Genomic DNA, 24,574 nt, shown 5'->3' on the forward strand with positions numbered 1-24,574 from the left:
TCAGGCGCGGGCCGCGCCGCTTTCCCCATTCAGGCGGAACACCGACACCGCCTGAACCAGCGCGTGGGCCTGCAGCTTCAGGCTCTCCGCTGCCGCAGCGCTTTCTTCCACCAGCGCGGCGTTCTGCTGCGTGGCCTGGTCCATGTGGTTCACGGCCTGGCCCACCTGCGCCACACCCTGGCTCTGCTCGCTGCTCGCGGCGGTGATCTCGGCCATGATGTGGTTGAGTCGCTGGATGGCGGCGACCACCTCGCTCATCGTGTTGCCGGCCTGATCGGCCAGCGTCGAGCCCTTCGAGGCGCGATCCACGCTGTCCTGGATCAGGGTCTTGATCTCCTTGGCCGCGCTGGCCGACCGGCCCGCCAGGCTGCGCACCTCCGAGGCCACCACCGCAAAGCCGCGGCCTTGTTCTCCGGCCCGCGCGGCTTCCACGGCCGCATTGAGCGCCAGGATGTTGGTCTGGAAGGCGATGCCGTCGATCACGCCGATGATGTCGGCGATGCGACCCGAACTGCTGTTGATCTCCTTCATCGTCTCGACCACCTCGCCCACGATGCGGCCGCCCGCGCCCGCCACGTTGGCTGCGTCCTGCGCCAGGTCGTTGGCGGTGCGTGCGCCGTCGGCGTTCTGACGCACCGTGGCGCTCAACTCTTCCATCGAGGCTGCCGTCTGTTGCAGCGCCGAGGCCTGCTGCTCGGTGCGCTGGCTGAGGTCCAGATTGCCGTGGGCGATCTGTGAACTGGCGGTGGCCACTGACTCGGCGCTGTCGCGCACGCGGCCCACGATGCCCGACAGGTTGTCCTTCAACGTGGCGATGGCGTGCAGCAGGCTGTGGCGGTCGTCGGGCCGCAGTGGGATGTGGACGCTCAGGTCACCGTCTGCCAGCTGGCGGGTCAGTGCCGTGGCCAGGGCCGGCTCACCGCCCAGCTGACGCTGGATGCTGCGGCCGATCAGCAGGCCCACGCCCAGCAGGGCGAGGCCCAGGATCACCGTGCCAACGGACATCAGCAGGCTGCGTTGAATCACCGTGGCGTTTACGGCATCGATGTACACGCCCGAGCCCACAATCCAGCCCCAGGGCGCGTAGCCCTGGACGAATGACACCTTCGGGACGGGTTGCACGTCGCCAGGGCGAGGCCACTCGTAGAAGACGAATCCGGCGCCCTCGGCTTTCACGATGTCGACGAAGGCCTTGAACAGCGGCTTGCCGTTCGGGTCGCGGGAATCCGACATGTCTTTGCCGTCGAGCTCGGGCTTGGCCGCGTGCATCACGATGCGGGCGCCCATGTCGTTGACCCAGAAGTACTCGTTGCCGCTGTAGCGGAGGGCGCGCAGCGCGTCGAGTGCACGCTGCTTGGCCTCGGCCTCGGTGATCAGGCCCTTGGTGGCCAGCGCGTGCTGGTGGGCGATGAGACCATGGGCAACTTCCACGGTCTGGCGCACGCTGGTCTGGCGTTCGCCCAGGATGAGTTTTCGTTCCGAGACGAGGAAAAGGGCCGTCAGCACGAGGATGCCGGCCAGGGCGCTGCCGACCAGCACGGCGAGCTTGCGGGAGAGAGTGAGTTTGTCGAGGTGGCGCATGGCTGTACGGTCCAGTTGTTCGAAGTGGGCACCTGCCAGGAGCGGCAGGGCAGGGCGCCTTTCAGAACAATCCGATCAGCCATCGAGGGCACCCACTCCCTCTATCGGCGTACCCCCAGAGGTACCTGATGGCCCGCGTGCCCGGCAGCGCGCAAAACCCTGGGTTGCGTGCATTCGTTCACACGGTGTGACGTACCGGGACAGTCGCTCCTGATCTGGATCAAAACGCGCCCCGTTGCACGCGCGAACGGAAGTTAAGGCCGATTTAATGGACTTTTCAGCCCCTGGATTTCACGAGGCGGTGCATTGGAGCAGTTGAGCGACCACCGCGATCGCAATCACGGCAGGCTCCTTGCCGCTCAGGCCGGGCAACCCGATGGGGCAAGTCAGCCGCGCCAGCGTGCCTTCGTCCACGCCCTGTTCGGCCAGCCGGTGAAGGAAGCGCGATCGCTTGGTCTGCGAGCCAATCAACCCGGCAAAGGCAAAGTCGCCCCGCTGAAGGACAGCCTGAACGATGCGCAGGTCCAGGTCATGCCGATGCGTCAGCACCAGGTGGCATGCGCCAGGCGGCGCTTCGGCCACTTCGGCGTCGGCCGCATCCGTTTCAACGAAGGTGATGTGGGCAGGCAGGGACGCCAGCGCTTCGGCCGAGGGCAGGCCCGGGGTGTCGCCATCGTCTTGCTCGGCATCGGGACGTTCGTCGATCCACCGGACCGTGCAGTCGATGTCGGCCAGCAGCCGCACGATGGCCTGGCCGACGTGGCCCGCGCCGTGCAGTTCCAGGTGAAACCGGGCTGGTGGCAGTTGCCAGTCGGCGAGCACCGTCTCGGTCAGCGGCTCGAAGGCGAGGGTGACCACGCCGCCACAGCACTGGCCCAGCGTGGGCCCGAGGGGAAAGGTCTGCTGCCATGGTGCAGGCTGCACACCGGGTGGTGCCTTGCGCAAGGCCTCGCGCGCCAGTTCGATCGCCTGCCACTCGAGGTGCCCGCCGCCGATGGTGCCCTGCACGGTCGCGGTGGGCGCGTGGCCCGGCGAAGGCAGGCAGACCAGCATCCGTGTGCCAGCCTCGCGCGGGGTCGAGCCTTTGATGTGGTGTACGCGCACTACCATGCAGGGCGTATGTGACGCGATGTGGCGCCGGGCCGTCGCCCGCAGCGCGCGCGCATGCAGGGCGCTCGGCCCCTGGCGTGGTGGCGTGGGGCGCGATTCAGGCATGGGCGCTCCCGCTCACAGGGCGGCTTTCACGGCCTCGACCGCATCCAGAATGGCCTCTGGCGTGGCCGGCGCGCGCAGGGGGGGGCTCACGCGGTGCTGGCCCACCGACGAGATGGCATCGCGTATGGCGAAGAACACCGAGAACGGCAGCAGCAGCGGGGGTTCGCCCACGGCCTTCGACCGATAGACGCTGTCCTCGACGTTGCGGTTGGCGAACAGCTTCACGTTGAATGCCTCGGGCACGTCGCTCGCAGTCGGGATCTTGTAAGTGGAGGGCGCGTGGGTCATCAGCTTGCCGGATTGCGGATGCCAGTAGAGCTCTTCGCTCGTCAGCCAGCCCATGCCCTGGATGAAGGCGCCTTCGATCTGGCCGATGTCCAGCGCCGGGTTGATGGACTGGCCGACGTCGTGCAGCACGTCGGCCTGCAGCAGCTTCCATTCGCCGGTCAGCGTGTCGACCAGCACCTCGCTGACAGCGGCGCCATAGGCGAAGTAGTAGAACGGCCGGCCGGTCATGGTCTCGCGGTTCCAGTGCAGCTTGGGCGTGGCATAGAAGCCATCGGACCACAACTGCACCCGGGCCATGTAGGCGCCCATCACCACGTCTTCGAAAGCCAGCGTCATGTCGCCCACATGCACCTGGTCTTCGGCAAAACGCACCGCGTCAAGGGCCACGCCGTGGCGTTCGCTCAGGTGCTGAGCCAGGCGCGTGCGGATCTGTTGCGCCGCATCGGCCGCGGCCTTGCCATTCAGGTCCGACCCGGTCGAGGCCGCCGTTGCCGAGGTGTTCACCACCTTTGAAGTGTCCGTGGCCGTCACGCGCACGCGCTCTGGCTTCACGCCCAGCGTGTGGGCCACCATCTGCGCCACTTTGGTGTTCAGACCTTGCCCCATTTCGGTGCCGCCATGGTTCACCAGGATGCTGCCGTCGGTGTAGACGTGCACGAGCGCGCCGGCCTGGTTGAGGTGCACGACGTTGAAGGAGATGCCGAACTTGAGCGGCGTCAGCGCCAGTCCCTTCTTCAGCACCGGACTCGTGTCATTGAAGGCCGACACGGCTTCGCGGCGAGCGCGGTAGGTGCTCTCGCTCACCAACTGATCGATCAGCGGGTGCAGCACGTTGTCCTCCACCACCTGTCCGTAGGGTGTGGTGTTGTGCTGTGTGGCGCCGTACAGGTTGGCCAGTCGCACGTCGAGCGCGTCGCGGCCCAGTGCGCGTGCGATGTCGTCAAGGATGTATTCGATGGCAAAGGCGCCTTGCGGGCCGCCAAAGCCGCGGAAGGCCGTGTTGCTCTGTGTGTTCGTGCGGGCGCAGAAGCCCTGCACGTCGACGTGGGGCAGCCAGTAGGCATTGTCGAAGTGGCACAGGGCGCGCGCCATCACCGGGGCGGAGAGGTCGGCCGAGAAGCCGGCCCGCGACACCATCTCGACCTGCGCGCCCAGCACGCGCCCGTCGTCGTCGTGGCCTACCGTCCATTCGTGGACGAAGCAATGGCGCCGCCCGGTGATCAGAAAGTCATCATCCCGGTCGAGCCGCAGCTTCACGGGGCGTCCCATGCGGCGGGCCGCCACGGCGGCCACGCAGGCAAACACCGCCGACTGCGATTCCTTGCCACCAAAACCACCCCCCATGCGCCGGCACTCGATCAGCACATCGTGGGCATGCACCCCCAGCGCGTGAGCCACCACGTGCTGCATCTCCGAGGGGTGCTGGGTCGAGCAGTGCACATGCATGCCGCGGCCCTCTTTGGGGATGGCATACGAGATCTGACCTTCCAGGTAGAACTGCTCCTGTCCGCCGAGCTTGAGCGTGCGCGATGTGCGGTGCGGCGCCTGAGCGACCGCCCCTGCTGCATCCCCCCGCTGCAGGCGCATCGGCGGGACGACGTAGCTCCCGGCATCGTGCGCCGCCTCGGGCGTCAGCACCGCGGGCAGTGGCTCGATCTGCAGGAAGGATGCGGCTCGTGCGGCCACGCGCCGTGCGGTCTCGCGGTCGGCTGACAACACGGCAAACACCGGCTGGCCCAGGTAGTGCACGGTGCCATCGGCCAGGATGGGGTCGTCGTGCACGATGGCGCCGCAGTCGTTGGTGCCGGGGATGTCGGCTGCCGTGATCACGCCGGCGATGCCGGGCTCGGCGTTCAAGGCTGCCACGTCAATGCCCAGCAACCGACCGTGGGCCACCGGCGACAGGCCCAGCGCGCAGTGCAGCGTGCCGGCCAGTTCCGGCAGGTCGTCGATGTAGTGCGCTTCGCCGGCCACGTGCAGGCGGGCCGACTCGTGGGGGAGGGGGCGGCCGGCGGCCGTGGCACTGGTGGCCGCGTTGGTCGCCGCGTTGCTGTGCGCCGGCTGGGCCGTGAGAAACGCTTCGGTGGGCTGGTTCATGTCAGGGCCTTTCGGGGTCAGCAGGTGGCGGGCCACACCTGAACCTGGGCGGCGGGAAGCGGGGCATCCGGGCGGGTTTCGAGCCAGAAGCGCTCGAGCAGATTGGTGGCCACACGCAGCCGGTAGTCGGCGGTGGCGCGCAGGTCGCTCAGTGGCTGGAAGTCCTGCTTCAGCGCGGCCTGCGCGCGGCGCAGTGTGGCCTCGGTCCACGGTTGGCCGATGAGCGCGGCCTCGGTGGCCGGGGCGCGCCGCGCGGTGGCCGCCATGCCGCCCCAGCCCAGCCGGGCCTGCGTGATGGTGTCGCCATCCAGAGCCAGCCACAGCCCCGCGCAGACGGCCGAGATGTCGCTGTCACGGCGCTTGGCGATCTTGTAGGCCCTCAGGCGCTCGCCCGCTGAGTTGGGCAGGGGCACCCGGATGGACTGCAGGAATTCGCCCGGCTGCATGGCGTTCTTCATGTAGTCCAGATAGAAGGCGTGCAGCGGGAGTTCGCGCGTGGTGTCACCTTGACGCAGCACCACGCTGGCGTCCAGTGCCATCAGGATGGGGCTGCTGTCGCCAATGGGCGAGCCGTTGGCCACGTTGCCGCCCAGCGTGCCGGCGTGTCGTACCGGGGGCGAGGCGAATCGCAGCCACACTTCACGCAAGGCTGGCACGGCATCGCTCAGGGTGCGCCACGCGTCTTCCAGCGTGGCGCCGGCGCCGATTTCCAGGCTCGGCACGCCGCCCGGGCTGGTGCTCTGCGTGATCTGCTGCAGTTCACTCACCCGGCCCAGGTAGATCACCTCGCCCAGATCGCGGAACTGCTTGGTGACCCACAGGCCCACGTCGGTGCAGCCGGCCAGCAGGCGCGCGTCCGGCAGCGCGGCTCGCAGTGCGGCCAGTTCGGTCAGGGTGCGCGGCGCGTGAAAGCGCTGCACCGCGCCGGGGTGGGCAGCGTTCGGGCCTTCGTAAGTGAGGCTGGCTGCTTCGGTGCGCTGCAGCTCCTCCAGCAGCGTGCGCAGGGGGGCCATGTCCATCGTCACGCGGGGCGCCCGGTACATCTGTTCGCCCGCGTCGAGAATGGGACGGTAGCCGGTGCAGCGGCACAGATTGCCTGAAAGGGCATCGGCCAGGGCGTGGCGTGGCAATGGCTCGCCATGGATTTCGTAGCTGTGCCACAGCGACATGACAAAGCCCGGCGTACAGAACCCGCATTGCGAGCCATGACAGGCGACCATGGCTTCCTGGCAGGGGTGCAGGCGATCCGGTCCGGCGCTGCGGCTCACATCCTCGACCGTCAGCAGCGCCTTGCCGTCCAGCGTCGGCAGGAACTGGATGCAACTGTTGACGGTGCGGCGCTTCAGCTCGCCGGTGGCCGTGTCGGTTTCGGCCACCACCACGGTGCAGGCGCCGCAGTCGCCCTCTGCGCAACCTTCCTTGGTGCCCGTGCAGTGGGCGTGCTCGCGCAGCCATTGCAGCACGGTGGTCGTGGGCGGCAGCCCGCTCACTTCACGGATCTGGCCCTGGTGCACAAAGCGGATCGGCCGGGGTGAAAGGTCATTCATGCGAGGGCTCCGGAATCATCAGGCGGCGCAGGGCACGGCACACGGGCGTGCTTCAGTCATCAAAAGGGTACCGCGTGGTGATGCAAGGGGTATACCATCCTGCTTATAGCAAGGATCCATGCCGGCGTATGAGCAAGAGCGCGCTTTTCGACAAGATCGACCTGTCTCTCATCCGGGTCTTGCACACCGTGATCACCGAATGCAGCGTGTCGAGGGCGGCCATCCGCCTGCAATCCAGCCAGCCCGCGGTCAGCGCGCAGTTGCGCCGCCTGCGCGAGCTCACGGGCGACCCGTTGCTGGTGCGCTGCGGCCAGAGCATGGCGCCCACCGACGTGGCGTTGAGCCTGCTCGAGCCCGCATCGGCCATCCTGCAGCATGCGCAGGCCATGTTCGGCCACAAGAGCGCGGTGCGCGAGTTCGATCCGGCCACCACGACGCTGACCTTCCGCATCGCCGCCACCGATTACCTTGATCCTTGTTTCCTGCCCGAACTGACGCTGCGCCTGCGCCGTCTGGCGCCCCATGTGCGCGTCGAGGTGGTGCCGCTCACGTCGGATCTGGACTACCGGCGCAGCCTGGCGCGTGGCGAGGTAGACCTGGTCATCGGCAACTGGCTTGAGCCATCGGATGAACTGCACCTCGGGCGGCTTCTGACCGACGAGGTGGTCTGCCTGGTGTCCGAAGACCATCCGGCCGCGCGGCTGCCCAAGGAAGGCAAGCGGGCCTGGACCGTCGAGCAGTACCTGGCGGCCGAACACATTGCGCCACCGCCGTTGCACCCGGGTGCCGTCGGCATCATCGACGAGCACCTGGCCATGCAGGGCCTGCGCCGCAACATCGTGGTGCGCAACCCGCATTTCGCCCAGCTGCCTTACATGGTGGCCGGCTCGCTGCTGGTGCTCACCACGGGCCGGCGCTTCTGCGAGCGCTATGCACGCGACCTGAAGGTGCGTCTGATCCGTTGCCCGGTGAGCTTTCCCTCCTTGAATTACTACCAGCTGTGGCACGACCTCACGCACCACTCTGCCGCCAGCCGCTGGCTGCGCGAACAGGTGCGCGACGTGGTGCGCGGGCTGCATCAGGTGCGGCCTCCTGTGCGCGACGCGGCCGACAGCCCCGCTGCTCCTCCGTCATCTCCTGCCCGGGTGGCCTGAGCCCGGCATCCAACCCACGCCCCACATGACCCTCCCCGCAACCCCGGGCACGCCCGGCCGCCTTGTCCTCCGAGGTGATCTGCTCGATTTCACGGCCGACCCCGGCTTTGCCGCGCCACACGAGGCCCCCGGCGTGCGGTGGCGGACTGACCACCGCGTGCTGATCGACGCAGGCCGCATCGTGGCCGTCCAGCCCGCCGACCAGGCCTTGCCGACAGGGTGGGGCGACGCGCCCGAGCAGGATCACCGTGGCCGTTTGCTGATGCCCGGTTTCATCGACACCCATGTCCACTGTCCGCAACTGGACGTGATCGCGAGCTTTGGCACCGAGCTGCTGGACTGGCTCAACACCTACACCTTCCCGGCCGAGCGCCGCTATGCCGATCCCGAGGTGTCGCGCATCGGGGCCGAGCGCTTCCTGAACGCGCTGTGGGCCCATGGTACGACCAGCGCCGTCGTCTTTCCCACGGTCCACAAGGTCAGCGCCGACGCCCTGTTCGAGCGAGCCGACGCGCACGACATGCGTCTGATCACGGGCAAGGTGCTGATGGACCGCCACGCGCCCGAGGGTCTGCTGGACGACGTCGAGCAGGCCGAGCGCGATTGCCTGGACCTGATCGCCCGCTGGCATGGCAACGGTCGACAGGCGTATGCCGTCACCGTCCGGTTTGCGCCCACCAGCACCCCCGAGCAGCTGGTGATGGCCGGTGCGCTGTGCCGCAGCCAGCCCGGCATCTACATGCAGACGCACGTGGCCGAAAACCGCAGCGAGGTGCAGTGGGTGAGCGAACTCTTCCCCGATGCCCGCAGCTACCTCGACGTGTATGACCGCGACGGCCTGATCGGCCCGCGCTCGGTGCTCGCACACGGCATCTGGCTCGACGACCGCGACCATGCCGTGCTGCGCGAGCGGGGTGCTCAGATCGCGCATTGCCCCTCGTCCAACCTGTTTCTGGGCAGCGGGCTGTTCGACTGGGCGCGGGCGCAGCGCGAAGGGCTGCACGTGAGCCTGGCCAGCGACGTGGGCGGCGGCACAAGCCTGAGCATGCTGCGCAACATGGCGGATGCCTACAAGATCCAGGCGATGCAGGGCACCCGCCTCAGCGCCTGGAAGGCCTTGCATGCGGCCACGCTCGGTTCGGCCGAGGCCCTGGGCCTGGCACACGAAATCGGCCAGATCGAACCCGGACACATGGCGGATTTCGCGATCTGGAACTGGTCGCACGGGGATGTGGCGCATCACCGGGACAGCCTGGCACGCGGCTCGCATGGGTCACTGCACGAGCGGGTGTTCGCCTGGATGACACTCGGCGACGAACGGAACCTCGCGGCCACGCTGGTGGCGGGCCAAACGGTGTTCCAATCTGCATCCGTCATGTAATGGCCCGTACCGGGCCACCCCCCATTTCATCCCCCAGCATGTCCTTCCGACTTGAACTGCGGCACATCACCAAGCAGTACCCCGGCGTGCGCGCCAATGACGCGGTCAGCCTGAAGGTGCGTCCCGGCGAGATCCACGCGGTGCTCGGCGAAAACGGCGCCGGCAAGTCCACGCTGATGAAGATCATCTTCGGCGCGGTCAAGCCCGATGCCGGCGAGATCCTGTTCAACGGTCAGCCGGTGCAGGTGCGCTCGCCGCAAGAGGCGCGGGCGCTCGGCATCAGCATGGTGTTCCAGCATTTTTCGCTGTTCGACACCCTGACGGCCGCCGAGAACGTGTGGCTTGGCCTGGATCGCAGTCTGAGCCTGGCCGAGGTCACCGAGCGCATCCTCACGGTGTCGCGTGAATACGGGCTGGAGGTCGACCCGGCGCGCCACGTGCATTCGCTCTCCGTGGGCGAGCGGCAGCGTGTCGAGATCGTGCGCGCGCTGCTGACCCGGCCGCAGTTGCTGATCCTGGACGAGCCGACATCGGTGCTCACGCCGCAGGCGGTCGACAAGCTTTTCGTGACCCTGCGTCAGCTCGCGGCCGAAGGCTGCTCCATTCTCTACATCAGCCACAAGCTCGACGAGATCCGCAACCTGTGCCACCACTGCACCGTGCTGCGTGGCGGCAAGGTCACGGGCGAGGTTGACCCGCGTGCCGAGAGCAACGCCAGCCTGTCGCGCCTGATGATAGGCAGCGAGCCGCCCGAACTGCAGCGCAGCGCCCCGGTGCTGGGCGACGTGGCGCTCAGCGTCAAGGGCCTGAACGTCGGCAGCCCGGATCCGTTCGGCACCGACCTGCGCCAGGTCGGCTTCTCGCTGCGTGCCGGCGAGATCGTCGGCATTGCGGGCGTATCGGGCAACGGTCAGCAGGCCTTGATGGCCGTGCTGAGCGGCGAAGACCCCCGTGCCGCGCCGGGCAGCGTGACGCTGTTCGGCCGTGACATCAGCCGCGCGTCGCCGCGCCAGCGCCGTGAGCAGGGCCTGCACAGCGTGCCGGAAGAGCGGCTGGGCCGTGGCGCCGTGCCCACGTTGTCGCTCGCCCAGAACACGCTGCTGACCCGCACCGACGCCGTCGGTCCGGGCGGCTGGCTGCGTTCCGCCGGCATCGTGGGGATGGCGCAGGAGTTGATCCAGCGCTTCAACGTGAAGGCAGCAGGGCCGCACGCGCTCGCGCGCAGCCTGTCGGGCGGCAACCTGCAGAAGTTCATCATGGGCCGAGAGATCGACGCCTTGCCCAAGGTGTTGCTGGTGTCTCAGCCGACCTGGGGGGTCGATGTGGGGGCCGCGGCGCAGATCCGCGGCGAGTTGTTGAAGCTGCGCGATGCCGGCTGTGCCGTGCTCGTGGTCAGCGAGGAGCTGGACGAATTGTTCGAAGTGAGCGACCGCCTGATGGTGATGGCGCAAGGGCGGCTGTCGCCGTCCATCCCGACCGCCGAGGCCACGGTGGAACAGATTGGTGCGTGGATGAGTGGCCTGTGGGAATCGACCTCGGCGCCGACGCCGGCCGCGGGCAACCTGGGGGGCGCGCATGTTCAAGCTTGAACCCCGCCCGGCGCCGTCGAAGGCGCTCACGATCGCCTCGCCCTTGATCGCGCTGGCCATCACCGTGGTGGTGGGCGTGATGCTGTTTGCCGCGCTGGGCAAGGACCCGCTCGCTGGCCTGCAGATGTTCTTCGTCGAGCCGCTCAAGAGCGGTTACGCCCTGGCCGAGCTGAGCCTCAAGGCCACGCCCCTGATCCTGATCGCGCTGGGGCTCGCAGTCTGCTTTCGTGCCAACCTGTGGAACATCGGCGCCGAGGGGCAGTTCGTGCTGGGTGCCATCTGTGCGGGCGGCGTCGCGATGCACGCCACGCCCGAGACCGGCCGCTGGATCGTCGGGGCCGTGCTGCTGGCCGGCGTGCTGGGCGGCATGCTGTGGGCGGCCATCGTGGCCTTGCTGCGTGACCGCTTCCATGCCAACGAGATCCTGGTGAGCCTGATGCTGGTCTACGTGGCCGAGATGCTGCTCAGCTACCTCGTCTACGGGCCCTGGAAGGATCCGGCGGGCTACAACTTCCCGCAGACCATCACCTTCCTCGAGGCCACGCGGGTGCCCAAGCTCATCACCGGCTTTCGGATGAACATTGGCGTTTTCATCGCCCTGGCGGCGGTGGCGGGCTTCGCCATCTTCCTGTACCGCACCTACGCGGGCTTTCAGCTGCAGGTGGGCGGGCTGGCCCCGGCGGCCGCGCGCTATGCCGGTTTTTCCAGCCGCCGGGCCTTGTGGACGGCGCTGCTGCTGTCGGGTGGCATGGCCGGGCTGGCCGGGGCGCTGGATGTGGCCGGGCCGCAAGGGCAGCTCACACCCTATGTGCCGCTGGGCTACGGCTTCGCGGCCATCATCGTCGCCTTTGTCGGCCGGCTGAACCCGATCGGCATCGTGTTCTCGGCCGTGCTGATGAGCATGTTCTACATCGGCGGCGAGCTCGCCCAGTCGCGCCTGGGGCGGCCCAAGGCCCTGACCGGCGTCTTCCAGGGCCTGCTGCTGTTTGCGCTGCTGGCTTGCGACACCTTCATCCACCAACGCCTGCGCTGGGTGAGCACCAAATGACCGGACTGACCCCTGAATCGCTGGCCCTGTTGCTGGCCGCCACGCTGAACGCGGGCACCGTGGTGGCGCTCGCCTCGCTCGGCCTCTTGATCAACGAACGGGCCGGTGTGCTGAACCTGGGCGCCGAAGGCATGATGCTGGTGGCCGCCATCGCGGGCTTTGCCACGGGTGTCAACACCGGCAGCGACTGGCTGGGCTTTGCCGCCGGTGCCGCGGCCGGCGCGCTGATGGCCGGCGCCTTTGGCGTGCTGGTCATCTGGCTCAACACCAACCAGTACGCCACCGGCCTGGCACTGAGCCTTTTTGGTGCCGGCCTCAGCGCCTTCGTCGGCATCACCTACACCCAGCAGCGTCTGCCCGAGCGGCCGCATTTCGCCATCCCCGGTCTGGCCGATCTGCCCTTTGTGGGGCCCGCGCTGTTCCGACAGCACCCGCTCGTCTACATCACCATCGCGCTCGCCATCGGCCTGGCCTGGTTCCTGATGCGCTCGCGCGGGGGGCTGGTGCTGCGCGCCGTGGGCGAGTCGCCCGAGTCGGCCCACGCGCTGGGTTATCGCGTCCGCCCGATCCGCCTGCTGGCCGTGATGACCGGTGGCGCGCTGTGCGGCGTGGCCGGTGCCTACATCTCGCTGGCTTACACCCCGCTGTGGGTGGAGGGCATGGTGGCGGGCAAGGGCTGGATCGCGCTGGCACTCACCACGTTTGCCACCTGGCGGCCCGGCCGTGTGCTGCTGGGCGCCTACCTGTTCGGTGGTGTGACGATGCTGCAGTTCCAGCTGCAGGGGCAGGGGGTGCAGATCCCCAGCCAGTTCCTCACCATGCTGCCATACCTGGCCACCATCGTGGTGCTGGTGCTGATCTCGCGCAACCCGACGTGGATTCGCATCAACATGCCGGCCTCGCTCGGCAAACCCTTCCATCCCGGCGCGTGACTCGGCATGATCGTTGCTGATGTCCGTGGATTCAAGCAGTTCTCAACCCTGGAGATGACATGTCCTCGAATTTGTCCAAGCGTTCCTTGCTGAAGCTGGCAGGCTGGGCTTCCCTGGCCGCCACCGCCGCCCTGGTGGGGTGCGGCAAGAAGGAGGAGGCCGCCACCCCGGCCGCCTCCGAGGCCTCTGCTGCCGCATCGGCTGCTGCAGCGGTCGGCCCGCTGAAGATCGCCTTCGCCTACGTCGGCCCGGTGGGTGACGCCGGCTGGACCTACGCTCACGATCAGGGCCGTCTGGCCATCGAAAAGGAATTCGGCGACAAGGTCAAGACCAGCTTCGTCGAGAAGGTGCCCGAGGGCCCCGAAGCCGAGCGCGTGATCCGCGACCTCGTCGGCCAGGGCAACATCCTGGTGTTCGGCACCACCTTCGGCTACATGGAGCCCATGCTGAAGGTCGCCGCCGACAACCCCAGCGTGAAGTTCGAGCACGCCACCGGCTTCAAGACCGCCCCGAACATGCGCACGTACGACTCGCGCACGTACGAGGGCGCCTACATGGCGGGGGTGATCGCCGGCTCGATGACCAAGTCCAACACGCTGGGCGTCGTGGGCTCGATCCCCATCCCCGAAGTCATCCGCAACATCAACGCCTTCACGCTCGGCGCACAGAGCGTCAACCCCAAGGTCAAGACCAAGGTGGTCTGGGTGAACGCCTGGTTCGATCCCCCTAAGGAAACCGAAGGCGCGCAGAGCCTGCTGAACCAGGGCGCCGACGTGCTGTTCCAGAACACCGACTCGGCCGCCGTGCTGCAGACGGCCGAAAAGGCGGGCAAGTACGCCTTCGGCTGGGATTCGGACATGAGCAAGTTCGGTCCGAAGTCGCACCTGGCCTCGGCCGTGATCAACTGGGGCCCGTACTACGTTAAGGCCACGAAGGACGCCCTGGAAGGCACCTGGCAGACCGGTGGCGTCTGGTGGGGCGTGAAGGAAGGCGCCATCGACCTGGTGTCGGTGTCCGACGCCGTGCCGGCCGAAGTGAAGGCCAAGGTCGACACCGTGAAAGCCGGTCTGAAGGATGGCAGCTTCTCCATCTGGAAGGGGCCGATCGTCGCCCAGGACGGCAAGGAGATGGTCGCCAAGGACACCGTCGCAGACGACAAGTTCCTGGGTGGCATCAACTTCTACGTCAAGGGCGTGGAAGGTTCGATCCCGTCAGGCAAGTAAAGCCAGGCGACGGCGCCGTGGCCCATCGGCCTCGGCCGCGCGGCGGCGCCGTGCCAGGGACACCACACAAGCCAGACCGGCCACGCTGAGGCTCAGCGTGTCGGCTTCCGGAATGGCCGACACATTGACGACCGTGGCGGTGCCCAGCAGGTCGGTGTAGGAAATCGTGCCGGTGTCCAGCGAACTGAGCCGGTACAGCCCGAACGCGGAGCCCGGGGTGCCGGCGGCACCCTGCAGCACGCTCACCAGTTCGGCGGTCGTGGGCGCAGCCGGATTCAACGCACCGAAGGTGCTGCTGAAGTTCAGCGTCTGAGCGCGTTCGTGGTCCTGCCCCGGTGGCGTCGTCCATGCGGTTGCCACCCCACTTTGCACCGAGACCGTGCCAGCCAGGGCGCCTGTCAGGAAGAACGTGAAGGTGAGCGTGTCGCCCGTGTTCGACGGCGGCACAGGAAACGGGCTGTATGGCGCGAGAGTGGTGTCGCTGGCATACACCAGCGTCTGGCTGATGCCGTCCGAGGTCGACGCCAGCAGGTTGGCCGTGTCGAAGGTGATGCGGCCTGTGGCCGACTGGCCGGACAGGTCCGTGGTGGTGGCCGTCAGGTGCTCGAACGCACGCTGGTAGTCGACCCGGTAGTCGATGCTGATGGGTGCAGCGTGCACGGCAGAAGCGGCGGCAAGTGCGGTGGCGGTGAGCGCAAGGCGGAGCATGGAAAGGCCCTTTCGGTGGTACGACCGGTGGATGGGTACGGCACACAGCCTGGCCACCCTATCGGTCGCTTCTCCCGGTCGCAATCGCTCGCCCCTAGGGGTAGGGGCGCCGTTCGTCTGTCACTGCCATCGGGTCTGCTGTTTGCCCCGAGGCGGCGCGGCGCTGGCATCATCGTGTCCTGTCATCCCGTGACCTCTCTTCCTGTCTGCCTGCCATGAACGTCCATCCTCTTCCCACTTTCCGCATCAAGCGGGAGGCGCTGCCCGCCCTGCTGAAGGCCATGCCCAAGGCCGAGTTGCACATGCACATTGAAGGCTCGCTCGAGCCCGAGCTGATCTTCTCGCTGGCGCAACGCAATGGCGTGCAACTGAACTATCCGAGCGTCGAGGCGCTGCGTGCGGCCTATGCCTTCACCGACCTGCAGAGCTTTCTCGACATCTACTACGCCGGCGCCTCGGTGCTGCTGAAAGAAGCCGACTTTTTCGACATGGCCTGGGCCTACTTGCTCCGGGCCAAGGAAGACGGCGTCGTCCACACCGAACTGTTCTTCGACCCGCAGACGCACACCGAGCGCGGCGTCCCGTTCGAGGTGGTCATCAAGGGCCTGACCCGCGCGTGCGAACAGGCGCGCACCGAGCTGGGCGTGAGTGCTTCGCTCATCATGTGCTTCCTGCGCCACCTGAGCGAGGAAGACGCCCTGAAGACGCTGGAAGAGGCCTTGCCTTACCGCAACCTCTTCATCGGTGTCGGGCTCGACTCGAGCGAGCGCGGTCATCCGCCCGAAAAGTTCGCGCGCGTGTTTGCGCGCTGCCGCGAACTGGGTCTGCACCTGGTCGCCCATGCCGGCGAGGAAGGCCCGGCGCAGTACATCACCAATGCGCTGGACATCCTGCATGTCGAGCGCATCGACCACGGCGTGCGTTGCGTGGAAGACCCCGCGCTGGTGAAGCGTCTGGCCGAGCAGGGCACGGCCCTCACGGTGTGTCCGCTGTCCAACATCAAGCTCTGTGTGTTCGACAAGATGGAGCAGCACAACCTGAAGACGCTGCTGGAGCAGGGCCTGAAAGTCACCATCAACTCGGACGACCCGGCCTACTTCGGCGGCTACCTTCACACCAACTTCCTCGCCACCTTCGAGGGGCTCGACCTCGACGCCGGCCATGCTTACACGCTGGCCCGCAACAGCCTGGAAGCCAGCTTCGTGTCCGACGAGGTGAAAGCGGGCTGGATCCGCCAGCTCGACGACACCTTCGCCCGTTTCGCCGCCTGAATCAGTCCCGCGGCGGCAGCAACTGCACCGACGACAGGGCCGCCAGGCCAATGGCCAGGGGCACTGTCAAGGCGTAGCCCAGGTGCTTGAACCCCAGCGCCCCGGCGACGCCGCCGACGAAGAACGCCAGCACCAGGCTGCCCTGCAGCTTCAGGCGCGCCTGGTTGGCTTCCACACGGGCTTCGCCAGGCCCGCCGGCGTTCCAGTACAGCAGCTTGCCCACCTCGATGCCCATGTCGGTCACCAGCCCCGTGAGGTGCGTGGTGCGGATCTCGGCGTGCGAGATCTTCGTGATCATGGCGTTCTGCAGCCCCATCACGAAGCACAGCAGGCCGACCGTCACCAGCAACTGCGTACCGATGATGTGGTGCAGGCTGCCCAGCACGCCAAAGCCCAGCAACAGCGCGGCCTCGGTCAGCAAGGGCAGGGCACACACGTGGCGTGAGCCGTTGCGCCGCGCCCAGTTGATCTGGATGGCCGACAGCGCCGCCCCGCCCAGAAACGCCAGCAGCGCCACCACGCCGGTTGCGGCCAGCGCCCATTCACCCAGCGCCATATCGTCGGCCATGCTGGACACCAGCCCGGTCACGTGCGAGGTGTAGCGCTCGGTGGCCAGAAAGCCTCCCGCATTGATCGCGCCGGCAATGAAGGCCAGCGAGATGCCCAGATGCAGATTGGTGCGGCGCGTGCGCTCCGGGGCAGTGAGGGCGCGCAGGTAGGCAATGGGCATGGCAGACAGCAGGGGATGACACCGGTGGTATACCTCTGAATCATCGCGCCAATTTCAAGCCCCAACGCATGACGATTGCCCCTGTCCTGTCGCCCGCCGCCTGGCGTTGGGCTCTTGTTCAGACCCGCCGTGACCTGCGCGCCGCCAGCATGCGCTTTCTGCTGGTGGCCGTGGTGCTGGCCGTGGCGGCCCTCAGTGCCGTGGCTTTCTTCGCCGACCGCATCGAAGGCGGCCTGAACCGCGATGCGGCGCAGTTACTGGGGGCGGATGTGGTCGTGGTGGCCGACCAGCCCGTGCCGGAGTCATTGCGCACGGCGGCGCAAGACCTGGGTCTGCGCCAGACACGCACGGCCGTCTTCCCCAGCATGGCGCGTGCGCCCGATGAACTGGGCGGCCGAACGAGGCTGATCACCCTCAAGGCCGTGGAGCCGGCCTATCCACTGCGAGGTCGGCTGACCCTCGCCACGCCCACGACCGCGGGCGGTTGGCGCGATGCCCGCCCCGCACCGGCGGGCGGGCCGGGACCGCGGGAAGTGTGGGTCGAGCGCAGCGTGCTTGCGGCACTCGATCTTTCCGTGGGGCAGGGCCTGTGGCTGGGCGACGCCCTGTTCACCGTGTCCGGCGTCATCCAGTCCGAGCCCGACCGTGGCGCGGGCTTTCTCGGTTTTTCGCCGCGGGTGATGATCCGCATGGCCGACCTGGCGGCCACGCAACTCGTGCAGCCCGCCAGCCGCGTCACGTGGCGCCTGCTGGTCGCCGGCCCGGCGCGCAAAGGCGACGCCCTTCCGGTCGCTGCGGCGCAGCCTGCGTCCGACAAACTGCCCCGCCCAGCAGGCAGCGAGGCCAACGCGCTTTCGCAGTTCACCATCACCGCCCGCCAGACAGCCGAGGCCGCCCGAGGCGTGCGGGTCGACAGCCTGGACCAGGGCCGCCCCGAGATGCGCGCCACCCTCGACCGTGCGGGGCTCTTCCTGCGGCTGGTGGCCTTGCTGGCCGGGCTGCTGTCCGCCGTGGCCGTCGCGCTCGTTTCGCGGGATTTTGCTCAGCGCCGCCTCGACGACTGCGCACTGATGCGCGTGCTGGGCGTCTCCCAACGCACCATGGCCTGGACGTATGCCCTGCAGTTTGCGGCGGTGGGCGTGCTGGCCAGTGCGCTCGGCCTGCTGGCGGGCTGGCTGTGTCACCTCGTGTTCGTGGCGCTGCTGGCCGATCTGGTCGGCGTGGCGTTACCGGCAGCGGGCTGGCCACCGTACGCGCTGGGGCTGGGGGTGGGCGTGCTGCTCACGCTGGGTTTCGGGCTGCCGCCGGTGCTGCAGTTGGCGCGCGTGCCGCCGCTGCGTGTGCTGCGCCGTGACTTGGGCGGCATCAAGATGGGCTCGGCCCTGGTGTGGTTGCTGGGCGGCGGTGCGCTGCTGGGCCTGCTCATGCTGGTCGCGGGCGATGCACGCCTGGGCGGCATCGCCTTGGGTGGCTTTGCCGGGGCGGTGCTGGTGTTCGCGGTGGTGTCGCTGGGCGCGGTATGGGCCTTGCGCACGCTGGCCGCGCGACTGGGCCCACGTTTGCCGCTGGCCTGGACACTGGTGGCTCGCCAGCTCACTGCGCAGCCGCTGCAGACGGTGGTGCAGGTCTGTGCGCTCGGGCTCGGCCTGCTCGCGCTGATGCTGTTGGTGCTGATCCGCACCGACCTGATTGCCAGCTGGCGGCAGGCCACCCCCGCCGATGCGCCGGACCGTTTCGTCATCAACATCCAGCCGGATCAAGTGGCCTCGTTCCGGACCGCACTGAAGGCGGCGGGTGTGGCGCGTTTCGACTGGTATCCGATGGCCCGGGCGCGCCTGGTGGCCATCAACGGACAGCCCGTGCGCCCTCAGTCTTACGAGGACGACCGCGCCCAGCGCCTGCTGGACCGGGAGTTCAACCTCAGCCACGCGGCTGCCGCGCCTCGCCACAACGAGGTGGTGGCCGGCCGCTACACGCCGGAAGAGCCAGGGGCCTTCAGCGTCGAAGAGGGCCTGGCCCAGACCCTGGGGCTGAAGCTGGGCGACCGGCTCCGCTTCGACATGGCCGGGCAGATGGAGGAGGGCCGCATCACCAGCCTGCGCAAGGTCGACTGGTCGTCCATGCGCGTCAACTTCTTTGTGATGGCGCCCCAGGCCGACAAGCCGACGTGGCCCGACACCTACATCACCTCGTTCAAGGCGCCGGCCTCGGGCGAGGTCGACCGCCTGCTGGTCCAGCGCTTCCCCAACGTGACGGTGGTGGACGTGTCGGCCACACTGGCGCAACTGCAGGGCGTGCTCGAGCAGGTCATCACCGCGGTCGAGTTTCTCTTCCTGTTCACGCTGGCCGCAGGGCTGGTCGTGCTGATGACCGGCTTGCTGACCTCGCGGGAGCGGCGCGCCCGCGACTGGGCGATCTGGCGCTCGCTCGGGGCCACGCAGGCGGTGATCGGGCGGGTGCAGCGCCTGGAGTTGCTGGCGACCGGGGCGCTGGCGGGCGGGCTGGCGGCGACGGCCGCGCTGGTGATCGGCTGGATCCTGGCGTCGCGCGTGTTCGACTTCGTGTGGAGCGCCCCGTGGTGGGCCGTGCTCCCGGGGGCGGCTTGTGGCGCGCTGCTGGCTTGGCTGGCCGGCTGGTGGAGCCTCCGCGGCGTCGTGCACCGGCCGGTGGCCCTCACGCTGCGTCAGGCCGAATGAGAAAAGGGCAGGGGCGGGAAACCGCCACACTGCCCTTTGCGCCCTCCGCTGCGGGTCAGCCCGCAGCCGACTTGCCTCAGTGGTTGCTGAGGCTGTTGATCAGGCCCATCTCGGCGCTGCTCATCAGCGACTCGATGTCCATCAGGATCAGCAGGCGGTCGCTCACATTTGCGATGCCGGTGATGTAGGTGGTGTCCACCACGGCATTGCTCATCTCCGGCGCCGGCTGGATCATCTGCTCGGCCAGTTGCATCACGTCGCTCACCGAATCCACCACCGCGCCCACCACGCGGCCGCGCACGTTCAGCACGATCACGACGGTGAAGCTGTTGATCTCGGCCTGGCCCTCGTCATTGAGGCAGTTGAACTTCACGCGCAGGTCGACGATGGGCACGATCACGCCGCGCAGGTTCACCACGCCCTTCAGATAAGCCGGGGCGTTGGCGATCTTCGTGGGCGGCTCGTACGAGCGGATCTCCTGCACCTTCAGGATGTCGATGCCGTATTCCTCGCTGCCCAGGCGGAAGGTCAGGTATTCCCGGCCGGCGGCCACGTGGCGGACCTGGCCAGCCACGCTCGGCTTGTTACGCAGCGCGAGACCCGGCGCGGGCGTGCTGCCCTCGGCACGGGTGGTCGCGGTGCCCAGGGGGGCGGTGGCTTGCAGGGTGTCCATGAACAGCCTCTCGATTTCGTCCTGCGCCATGCGGGGCGCACACCGTGCCCCTGATGCGGGGCGTTACGGGGGATATCGGACGCCCCGCCGGAAACTGAAGGCCTGTGCTCGCGCCGATCGGAGTCAGATCTGGAATGCCGCCATCGAGCGGGTCAGCTTCTGGGCCTGATCCTCCAGGCTGGATGCTGCAGCAGCCGACTGCTCCACCAGCGCCGCGTTCTGCTGCGTCATCTGGTCAAGCCCGTTGACGGCCTGGTTCACCTGCCCGATGCCCGTGCTCTGCTCCGAAGAGGCCCGGCTGATCTCGGTGATCGTCTCGAACACCTTCTGCACGGACGACTGGATTTCCTGCATCGCCGCACCGGCTTCTTCCACCAGGCGCGTGCCGGAGGCCACCGTGTCGCCCGAGGTCGTGATCAGCTGCTTGATCTCGCGCGCGGCCGTGGCCGAACGCTGTGCCAGCGAGCGCACTTCGGCGGCCACCACGGCAAAGCCGCGGCCCTGTTCGCCCGCGCGGGCGGCTTCCACGGCCGCATTGAGCGCCAGGATGTTGGTCTGGAACGCGATGCTGTCGATGACGCCGGTGATGTCGTTGATGCGGCGGCTGGTGGCACCGATCTCGCCCATGTTCGTCACCACCTCGCCGACGATGCGACCGCCCCGCTCGGCGGCGCGGGCTGCACCCTGGGCCAGCGCGTTGGCTGCGTTGGCCGATTCGGCGCTCTGCCGTACGTTGGCGGTGAGCTGCTCGACCGAGCTGGCGGTTTCCTGCAGGCTGGTGGCGGTGTTCTCGGTGCGGCTGGAGAGGTCCATGTTGCCGCTGGCAATCTGCGACGAGGCCACCGAGATCGAATCGGCCGAGCTACGGACCTCGGCCACCATGCTGCGCAGGGCGGCCTGCATGGCCTGGAGGGCCCTCATCAGGTCCGCCGTTTCGTCCTGACCTCCGGTGCGGATCTCCTGCTGGAGGCGACCTGCGGCGATGCCGTTGGCCACATCCACAGCACGGCGCAGCGGGGTCGTGATGGCGTGCTCGTTCAGCACGGTCGTCGGGGCCACGATCAGCAGGGCCACCACGACGGCCAGCCCGAAGAGCAGGCGCGTGCGCTGGGTCACCTCCTGCTGTGCCTCTGCCGAAGCCTTGGCTTCCGCCTGCAACGACTGGTCAAGGCGAACGCCGATCTCTTCCAGGCGCTGCAGTCCGCTCAGCACAGGGGCGAGGGTTTCCTGCGCCTGCGCTCCGGTCAGCTCGCCACTGGCCAGCCTGGGCGTGGCGCCAGCGACGCCTTGCTCGTAGGCTTGCAGCTGGGTCAGCAGGTCGCGCACCAGCGCATTGTCCGCGTCTTCTTCGCCGGCCAGCATGGCCTGCGCGGCTTCTCGCACGTCGGTCACGCGGCGTCGCCACTGCTCGGCGGCCGCGCCCACGGCCTCGGCCTGCCCGGCCTGCATCACCATGGTGTTTTCATGGCGTCGCACGGCGCTCAGCTGCTGAGACAGGTGATTCAGGGAACGAAGCTCTTCATAGGCGTGATGGCGGAAGGCATCGAGCGCCTGCTGCGTGAACACCATGCCATACAGCCCGGCGCCACCCACGGTGGCCAGCAGAACCATCACCACCGCAATCGCCCCACGCATCCGGGTTCGGATGGTGAAGCGCCGCATTTGCGTCATCAAGGACATTACTGCTACTCGCTCTTGTTCAACCAGGGTCAGGGTTTCACCTGAATCAGCTTTGTATCGGCAGGACTCGGCCGCGCTTAAGCAATAAAAAAGGCGACCGAAGTCGCCTTGTGTCACGGGGTTGACGCGGCACAAGGCCGCAGCACCCGTCAGACGTTGAACAGGAAGTTCAACACGTCGCCATCCTTGACCACGTAGTCCTTGCCTTCCGCGCGCATCTTGCCCGCGTCCTTGGCACCGGCTTCACCCTTGTACTGGATGTAGTCCTCGAACGAAATCGTCTGGGCGCGGATGAAGCCGCGCTCGAAATCCGTGTGGATCACGCCCGCGGCCTGCGGGGCGGTGTCGCCGATGTGGATCGTCCAGGCACGCACTTCCTTCACGCCGGCCGTGAAGTACGTCTGCAGGCCCAGCAGCTTGAAGGCCGCGCGGATCAGCCGGTTCAGGCCCGGTTCGCTCTGGCCCATCTCGGCCAGGAACATGGCACGGTCTTCGTCGTCCATTTCCGACAGCTCGGCCTCGGTCTTGGCGCAGATGGCCACGACCTCACCCTTCTGGGCGGCGGCGTACTCGCGAAGGCGGTCCAGCAGCGGGTTGTTCTCGAAGCCGGTCTCCGACACGTTGCCCACGAACATGGCGGGCTTGGCCGTGATCAGGCACAGCGGCTTCAGGATGACGAGTTCTTCCTTGCTGAAGTCGATCGAGCGGACCGGCTTCGCCTGGTCGAGCGCGGCCTGGCACTTCTCCAGCACCTTCACGAGGGCCGCGGCCTCCTTGTCGTTGCCCGAGCGGGCCGCCTTGTTGTAGCGGTGCAGGCTTTTCTCCACGGTGCCCAGGTCGGCCAGGCACAGCTCGGTCTGGATGACCTCGATGTCGGCGATCGGGTCGACCTTGCCGGCCACGTGAATCACGTTGTCGTCCTCGAAGCAGCGCACCACGTTGACGATGGCGTCGGTCTCGCGGATGTGGCTGAGAAACTGGTTGCCCAGGCCTTCGCCCTGCGAGGCACCCGCCACGAGGCCCGCGATGTCCACGAACTCGACGATGGCCGGCAGGATGCGCTCGGGCTGGACGATCTCCGCGAGGGCCTGCAGGCGTGGATCCGGCACCTCGACCACGCCCACATTGGGCTCGATCGTGCAGAAGGGGTAGTTCTCAGCCGCGATGCCGGCCTTGGTCAGGGCATTGAACAGGGTGGACTTGCCCACATTGGGCAGGCCCACGATGCCGCACTTGAGGCTCATGGATATTCCTGGAAGTGATGGGAGGGCCTGCTGGGAGCCGCCTTCAGGCAGCGCAGCCCGCGTGAACGGCACGCAGCCCGAAACCCGCATTTTACCCGGGGCCCGGCGCGCGCGGTTGCAGCCCCCCTGGCTTCATCATCGCCCCGTTCATGCCGGCGGCCAGGCAGGCATCACGTCTTGCGCTCGATCAACGACCGCGCCGAATCCCCTTCCGGAGACGCTCGGTCCATCCCTGCGGATCGCAGATCCCACATTCCCACCCCATGATCTTGTTTTGCGTGAATCCCGTATTAGATTACGGGATGCCTTTGACCGCGCTGTATTGCACAGGCGGCGAGGGGCGCATTTGATGGCGGGTTTTCCATGGTGGATGGTGTGTTTGATGTGTGTGTCAGTGGCTCGGGTGCCGTGGCGATGAGCCTGGCCCTGGCGCTGTCGGCGGAAGGTTGGCGTGTGGCCTGGGCCAAGGCGCCGCCTCCGGCGAACCCTCGCCCCGATGTGCGGACCTACGCGCTCAATGCGCGCGCGGTGAGCCTGCTCGAGCGCCTTCGCGTCTGGCCTTCTCTGAAAGTTCACGCCACACCCGTCACGGACATGGCCATCCGTGGCGATGGTGAAGGCCTGCTGCGGTTTTCCAGCTGGGCTCAGCATGTCAGCGAGCTCGCGTGGATCGTGGATGCGGCGGCCCTCGAGCGCCTGCTCGGCGAAGCGCTGCGTTTTGCGCCGCGCGTCGAGGTCGTGCCTGCTTTGCAAGGCACGACGCCGCCGGTGCCCGCACACCTGCTGGCCATCTGCGAAGGCAAGCATTCCGACACCCGCGCTGCACTGGGCGTGGGTTTTGAGCGGCGTGACTATGGCCATTGGGGCGTGGCCGCCCGGCTGAAGGCCAGCGTGCCGCATCACGGCCTGGCGCGCCAGTGGTTCCGATCGCCTGACATCCTCGCGTTGTTGCCTTTCCAGGACCCGCAGCCGGGCGCCTCGTACGGGCTGGTCTGGTCGGTGCCGCGCGAGCGCGCCGAGCAGCTCATGGCCCTGTCGCCCACCGAGTTTGAAGCGACGCTGGCCCAGGCTCTGCGCGAGAGCGACCCGGAAGGCGCTGAACAGGTCGGTACACTGACGCTCTCGTCCGAAGTGGCAGCCTGGCCGCTGGCCCTGGCCCGCGCGCAACGCTGGAGCGGCCCTGGCTGGGTGCTGCTGGGCGACGCAGCCCACCAGGTGCATCCGCTGGCCGGGCAGGGCCTCAACCTCGGGCTGGCCGATGTGGACACCCTGGTCTCGGTGCTGCGCGATGCGCGTGCCGCGGAACCCTGGCGCCACGCCGGGGACGAACGGACACTGCGGCGCTATGTGCGCCAGCGGCAGTGGCCCACCGTCGCGATGTCGACCCTGACCGATGGCCTGCTGCACCTGTTTGCCGATGACCGCGCGCCGCTGAAGGCCGCGCGCAATGTAGGCATGCGGGTGGTGGAGGGCATGGGCCCCCTGAAACACTGGCTGGTGGGTCGGGCGCTTGACGC

The 24,574-nt window shown here is 67.9% G+C and carries 18 protein-coding genes; 9 read left to right on the forward strand and 9 right to left on the reverse strand.

The features are described 5' to 3' along the window. From Q0Z44_RS07190 to xdhA, 4 genes are all read right to left on the reverse strand, one after another. Positions 1 to 1,581 (reverse strand): methyl-accepting chemotaxis protein, encoded by a 1,581-nt coding sequence (locus Q0Z44_RS07190; protein WP_298011455.1) that lies wholly within the window; start codon positions 1,579 to 1,581, stop codon positions 1 to 3. A 291-nt stretch (positions 1,582 to 1,872) separates the two neighbouring features. After that, positions 1,873 to 2,796, reverse strand: coding sequence for a xanthine dehydrogenase accessory protein XdhC (gene xdhC / locus Q0Z44_RS07195; protein WP_298011456.1), 924 nt, complete (start codon positions 2,794 to 2,796; stop codon positions 1,873 to 1,875). 12 nt (positions 2,797 to 2,808) lie between these two features. Beyond that, positions 2,809 to 5,181: a xanthine dehydrogenase molybdopterin binding subunit gene (gene xdhB / locus Q0Z44_RS07200; RefSeq protein ID WP_298011457.1), complete on the reverse strand. Its 2,373-nt coding sequence runs from the start codon at positions 5,179 to 5,181 to the stop codon at positions 2,809 to 2,811. Between the two features lie 17 nt (positions 5,182 to 5,198). Then, entirely contained in the window at positions 5,199 to 6,728 is a 1,530-nt protein-coding gene (gene xdhA, locus Q0Z44_RS07205; protein ID WP_298011460.1) for a xanthine dehydrogenase small subunit, read from the reverse strand. A 128-nt stretch (positions 6,729 to 6,856) separates the two neighbouring features. On the opposite strand from xdhA, the gene Q0Z44_RS07210 reads away from it, so the two are divergent. The 6 genes from Q0Z44_RS07210 to Q0Z44_RS07235 are packed head-to-tail and all read left to right on the forward strand — an operon-like array spanning position 6,857 to position 14,055. Beyond that, on the forward strand, positions 6,857 to 7,882 hold the full coding sequence (locus Q0Z44_RS07210; protein WP_298011461.1) for a LysR family transcriptional regulator: 1,026 nt from the start codon (positions 6,857 to 6,859) through the stop codon (positions 7,880 to 7,882). 25 nt (positions 7,883 to 7,907) lie between these two features. Continuing rightward, the gene (gene guaD, locus Q0Z44_RS07215; RefSeq protein ID WP_298011462.1) at positions 7,908 to 9,263 is read left to right on the forward strand and encodes a guanine deaminase; all 1,356 of its coding nucleotides are present in this window, start codon (positions 7,908 to 7,910) and stop codon (positions 9,261 to 9,263) included. Between the two features lie 38 nt (positions 9,264 to 9,301). Beyond that, positions 9,302 to 10,852, forward strand: coding sequence for an ABC transporter ATP-binding protein (locus Q0Z44_RS07220; protein WP_298011464.1), 1,551 nt, complete (start codon positions 9,302 to 9,304; stop codon positions 10,850 to 10,852). Beyond that, entirely contained in the window at positions 10,839 to 11,900 is a 1,062-nt protein-coding gene (locus Q0Z44_RS07225) for an ABC transporter permease (RefSeq protein ID WP_298011465.1), read from the forward strand. Before Q0Z44_RS07220 ends, Q0Z44_RS07225 begins: the two co-directional genes overlap by 14 nt. After that, positions 11,897 to 12,832 carry an ABC transporter permease gene (locus tag Q0Z44_RS07230; protein ID WP_298011466.1) on the forward strand — a complete coding sequence of 312 codons (936 nt, stop codon included), beginning with the start codon at positions 11,897 to 11,899 and terminating at the stop codon, positions 12,830 to 12,832. The genes Q0Z44_RS07225 and Q0Z44_RS07230 overlap by 4 nt, the downstream gene beginning before the upstream one ends. A 59-nt stretch (positions 12,833 to 12,891) precedes the next feature. Continuing rightward, entirely contained in the window at positions 12,892 to 14,055 is a 1,164-nt protein-coding gene (locus Q0Z44_RS07235) for a BMP family ABC transporter substrate-binding protein (protein WP_298011467.1), read from the forward strand. Here Q0Z44_RS07235 and Q0Z44_RS07240 read toward each other — a convergent pair. After that, complete coding sequence (locus Q0Z44_RS07240; RefSeq protein ID WP_298011469.1) at positions 14,044 to 14,763, reverse strand: hypothetical protein; 720 nt, start codon at positions 14,761 to 14,763, stop codon at positions 14,044 to 14,046. The two genes, Q0Z44_RS07235 and Q0Z44_RS07240, sit on opposite strands and share 12 nt — an antisense overlap. Positions 14,764 to 14,978: 215 nt before the next feature. Here Q0Z44_RS07240 and Q0Z44_RS07245 point away from each other — a divergent pair, with 215 nt between their 5' ends. Next, positions 14,979 to 16,034 (forward strand): adenosine deaminase, encoded by a 1,056-nt coding sequence (locus Q0Z44_RS07245; protein WP_298011470.1) that lies wholly within the window; start codon positions 14,979 to 14,981, stop codon positions 16,032 to 16,034. Position 16,035: 1 nt separating this feature from the next. Here the strand turns inward: Q0Z44_RS07245 and Q0Z44_RS07250 are convergent, their stop codons facing one another. After that, entirely contained in the window at positions 16,036 to 16,764 is a 729-nt protein-coding gene (locus Q0Z44_RS07250) for a YoaK family protein (protein WP_298011472.1), read from the reverse strand. Positions 16,765 to 16,832: 68 nt separating this feature from the next. On the opposite strand from Q0Z44_RS07250, the gene Q0Z44_RS07255 reads away from it, so the two are divergent. Next, entirely contained in the window at positions 16,833 to 19,460 is a 2,628-nt protein-coding gene (locus Q0Z44_RS07255; RefSeq protein WP_298011473.1) for an FtsX-like permease family protein, read from the forward strand. A gap of 76 nt (positions 19,461 to 19,536) precedes the next feature. On the opposite strand, the gene Q0Z44_RS07260 is transcribed toward Q0Z44_RS07255, so the two are convergent. The 3 genes from Q0Z44_RS07260 to ychF form a co-directional block, all read right to left on the reverse strand. After that, positions 19,537 to 20,163 carry a chemotaxis protein CheW gene (locus Q0Z44_RS07260; protein ID WP_298011474.1) on the reverse strand — a complete coding sequence of 209 codons (627 nt, stop codon included), beginning with the start codon at positions 20,161 to 20,163 and terminating at the stop codon, positions 19,537 to 19,539. Between the two features lie 93 nt (positions 20,164 to 20,256). Next, the gene (locus tag Q0Z44_RS07265; protein ID WP_298011475.1) at positions 20,257 to 21,804 is read right to left on the reverse strand and encodes a methyl-accepting chemotaxis protein; all 1,548 of its coding nucleotides are present in this window, start codon (positions 21,802 to 21,804) and stop codon (positions 20,257 to 20,259) included. Between the two features lie 158 nt (positions 21,805 to 21,962). Then, complete coding sequence (ychF, locus tag Q0Z44_RS07270) at positions 21,963 to 23,057, reverse strand: redox-regulated ATPase YchF (protein ID WP_298011476.1); 1,095 nt, start codon at positions 23,055 to 23,057, stop codon at positions 21,963 to 21,965. Positions 23,058 to 23,420: 363 nt separating this feature from the next. On the opposite strand from ychF, the gene Q0Z44_RS07275 reads away from it, so the two are divergent. Further along, a partial coding sequence (locus Q0Z44_RS07275; RefSeq protein ID WP_298011477.1) for an FAD-dependent monooxygenase occupies positions 23,421 to 24,574 on the forward strand: 1,154 nt, incomplete at its 3' end.

This window comes from uncultured Aquabacterium sp., assembly GCF_947366995.1.
In the GTDB taxonomy this organism is placed as follows: Bacteria; Pseudomonadota; Gammaproteobacteria; order Burkholderiales; family Burkholderiaceae_C; genus Aquabacterium.

Coding starts and splice junctions, on each gene's coding strand:
- Q0Z44_RS07250 (WP_298011472.1), bottom strand. CDS start 16,764: ATGCCCATTGCCTACCTGCGCGCCCTCACTGCCCCGGAGCGCACGCGC.
- xdhB (WP_298011457.1), bottom strand. CDS start 5,181: ATGAACCAGCCCACCGAAGCGTTTCTCACGGCCCAGCCGGCGCACAGC.
- Q0Z44_RS07220 (WP_298011464.1), top strand. CDS start 9,302: ATGTCCTTCCGACTTGAACTGCGGCACATCACCAAGCAGTACCCCGGC.
- Q0Z44_RS07230 (WP_298011466.1), top strand. CDS start 11,897: ATGACCGGACTGACCCCTGAATCGCTGGCCCTGTTGCTGGCCGCCACG.
- Q0Z44_RS07240 (WP_298011469.1), bottom strand. CDS start 14,763: ATGCTCCGCCTTGCGCTCACCGCCACCGCACTTGCCGCCGCTTCTGCC.
- Q0Z44_RS07190 (WP_298011455.1), bottom strand. CDS start 1,581: ATGCGCCACCTCGACAAACTCACTCTCTCCCGCAAGCTCGCCGTGCTG.
- Q0Z44_RS07245 (WP_298011470.1), top strand. CDS start 14,979: ATGAACGTCCATCCTCTTCCCACTTTCCGCATCAAGCGGGAGGCGCTG.
- xdhC (WP_298011456.1), bottom strand. CDS start 2,796: ATGCCTGAATCGCGCCCCACGCCACCACGCCAGGGGCCGAGCGCCCTG.
- Q0Z44_RS07260 (WP_298011474.1), bottom strand. CDS start 20,163: ATGGCGCAGGACGAAATCGAGAGGCTGTTCATGGACACCCTGCAAGCC.
- Q0Z44_RS07255 (WP_298011473.1), top strand. CDS start 16,833: ATGACGATTGCCCCTGTCCTGTCGCCCGCCGCCTGGCGTTGGGCTCTT.
- Q0Z44_RS07235 (WP_298011467.1), top strand. CDS start 12,892: ATGTCCTCGAATTTGTCCAAGCGTTCCTTGCTGAAGCTGGCAGGCTGG.
- guaD (WP_298011462.1), top strand. CDS start 7,908: ATGACCCTCCCCGCAACCCCGGGCACGCCCGGCCGCCTTGTCCTCCGA.
- ychF (WP_298011476.1), bottom strand. CDS start 23,057: ATGAGCCTCAAGTGCGGCATCGTGGGCCTGCCCAATGTGGGCAAGTCC.
- Q0Z44_RS07265 (WP_298011475.1), bottom strand. CDS start 21,804: ATGACGCAAATGCGGCGCTTCACCATCCGAACCCGGATGCGTGGGGCG.
- xdhA (WP_298011460.1), bottom strand. CDS start 6,728: ATGAATGACCTTTCACCCCGGCCGATCCGCTTTGTGCACCAGGGCCAG.
- Q0Z44_RS07225 (WP_298011465.1), top strand. CDS start 10,839: ATGTTCAAGCTTGAACCCCGCCCGGCGCCGTCGAAGGCGCTCACGATC.
- Q0Z44_RS07210 (WP_298011461.1), top strand. CDS start 6,857: ATGAGCAAGAGCGCGCTTTTCGACAAGATCGACCTGTCTCTCATCCGG.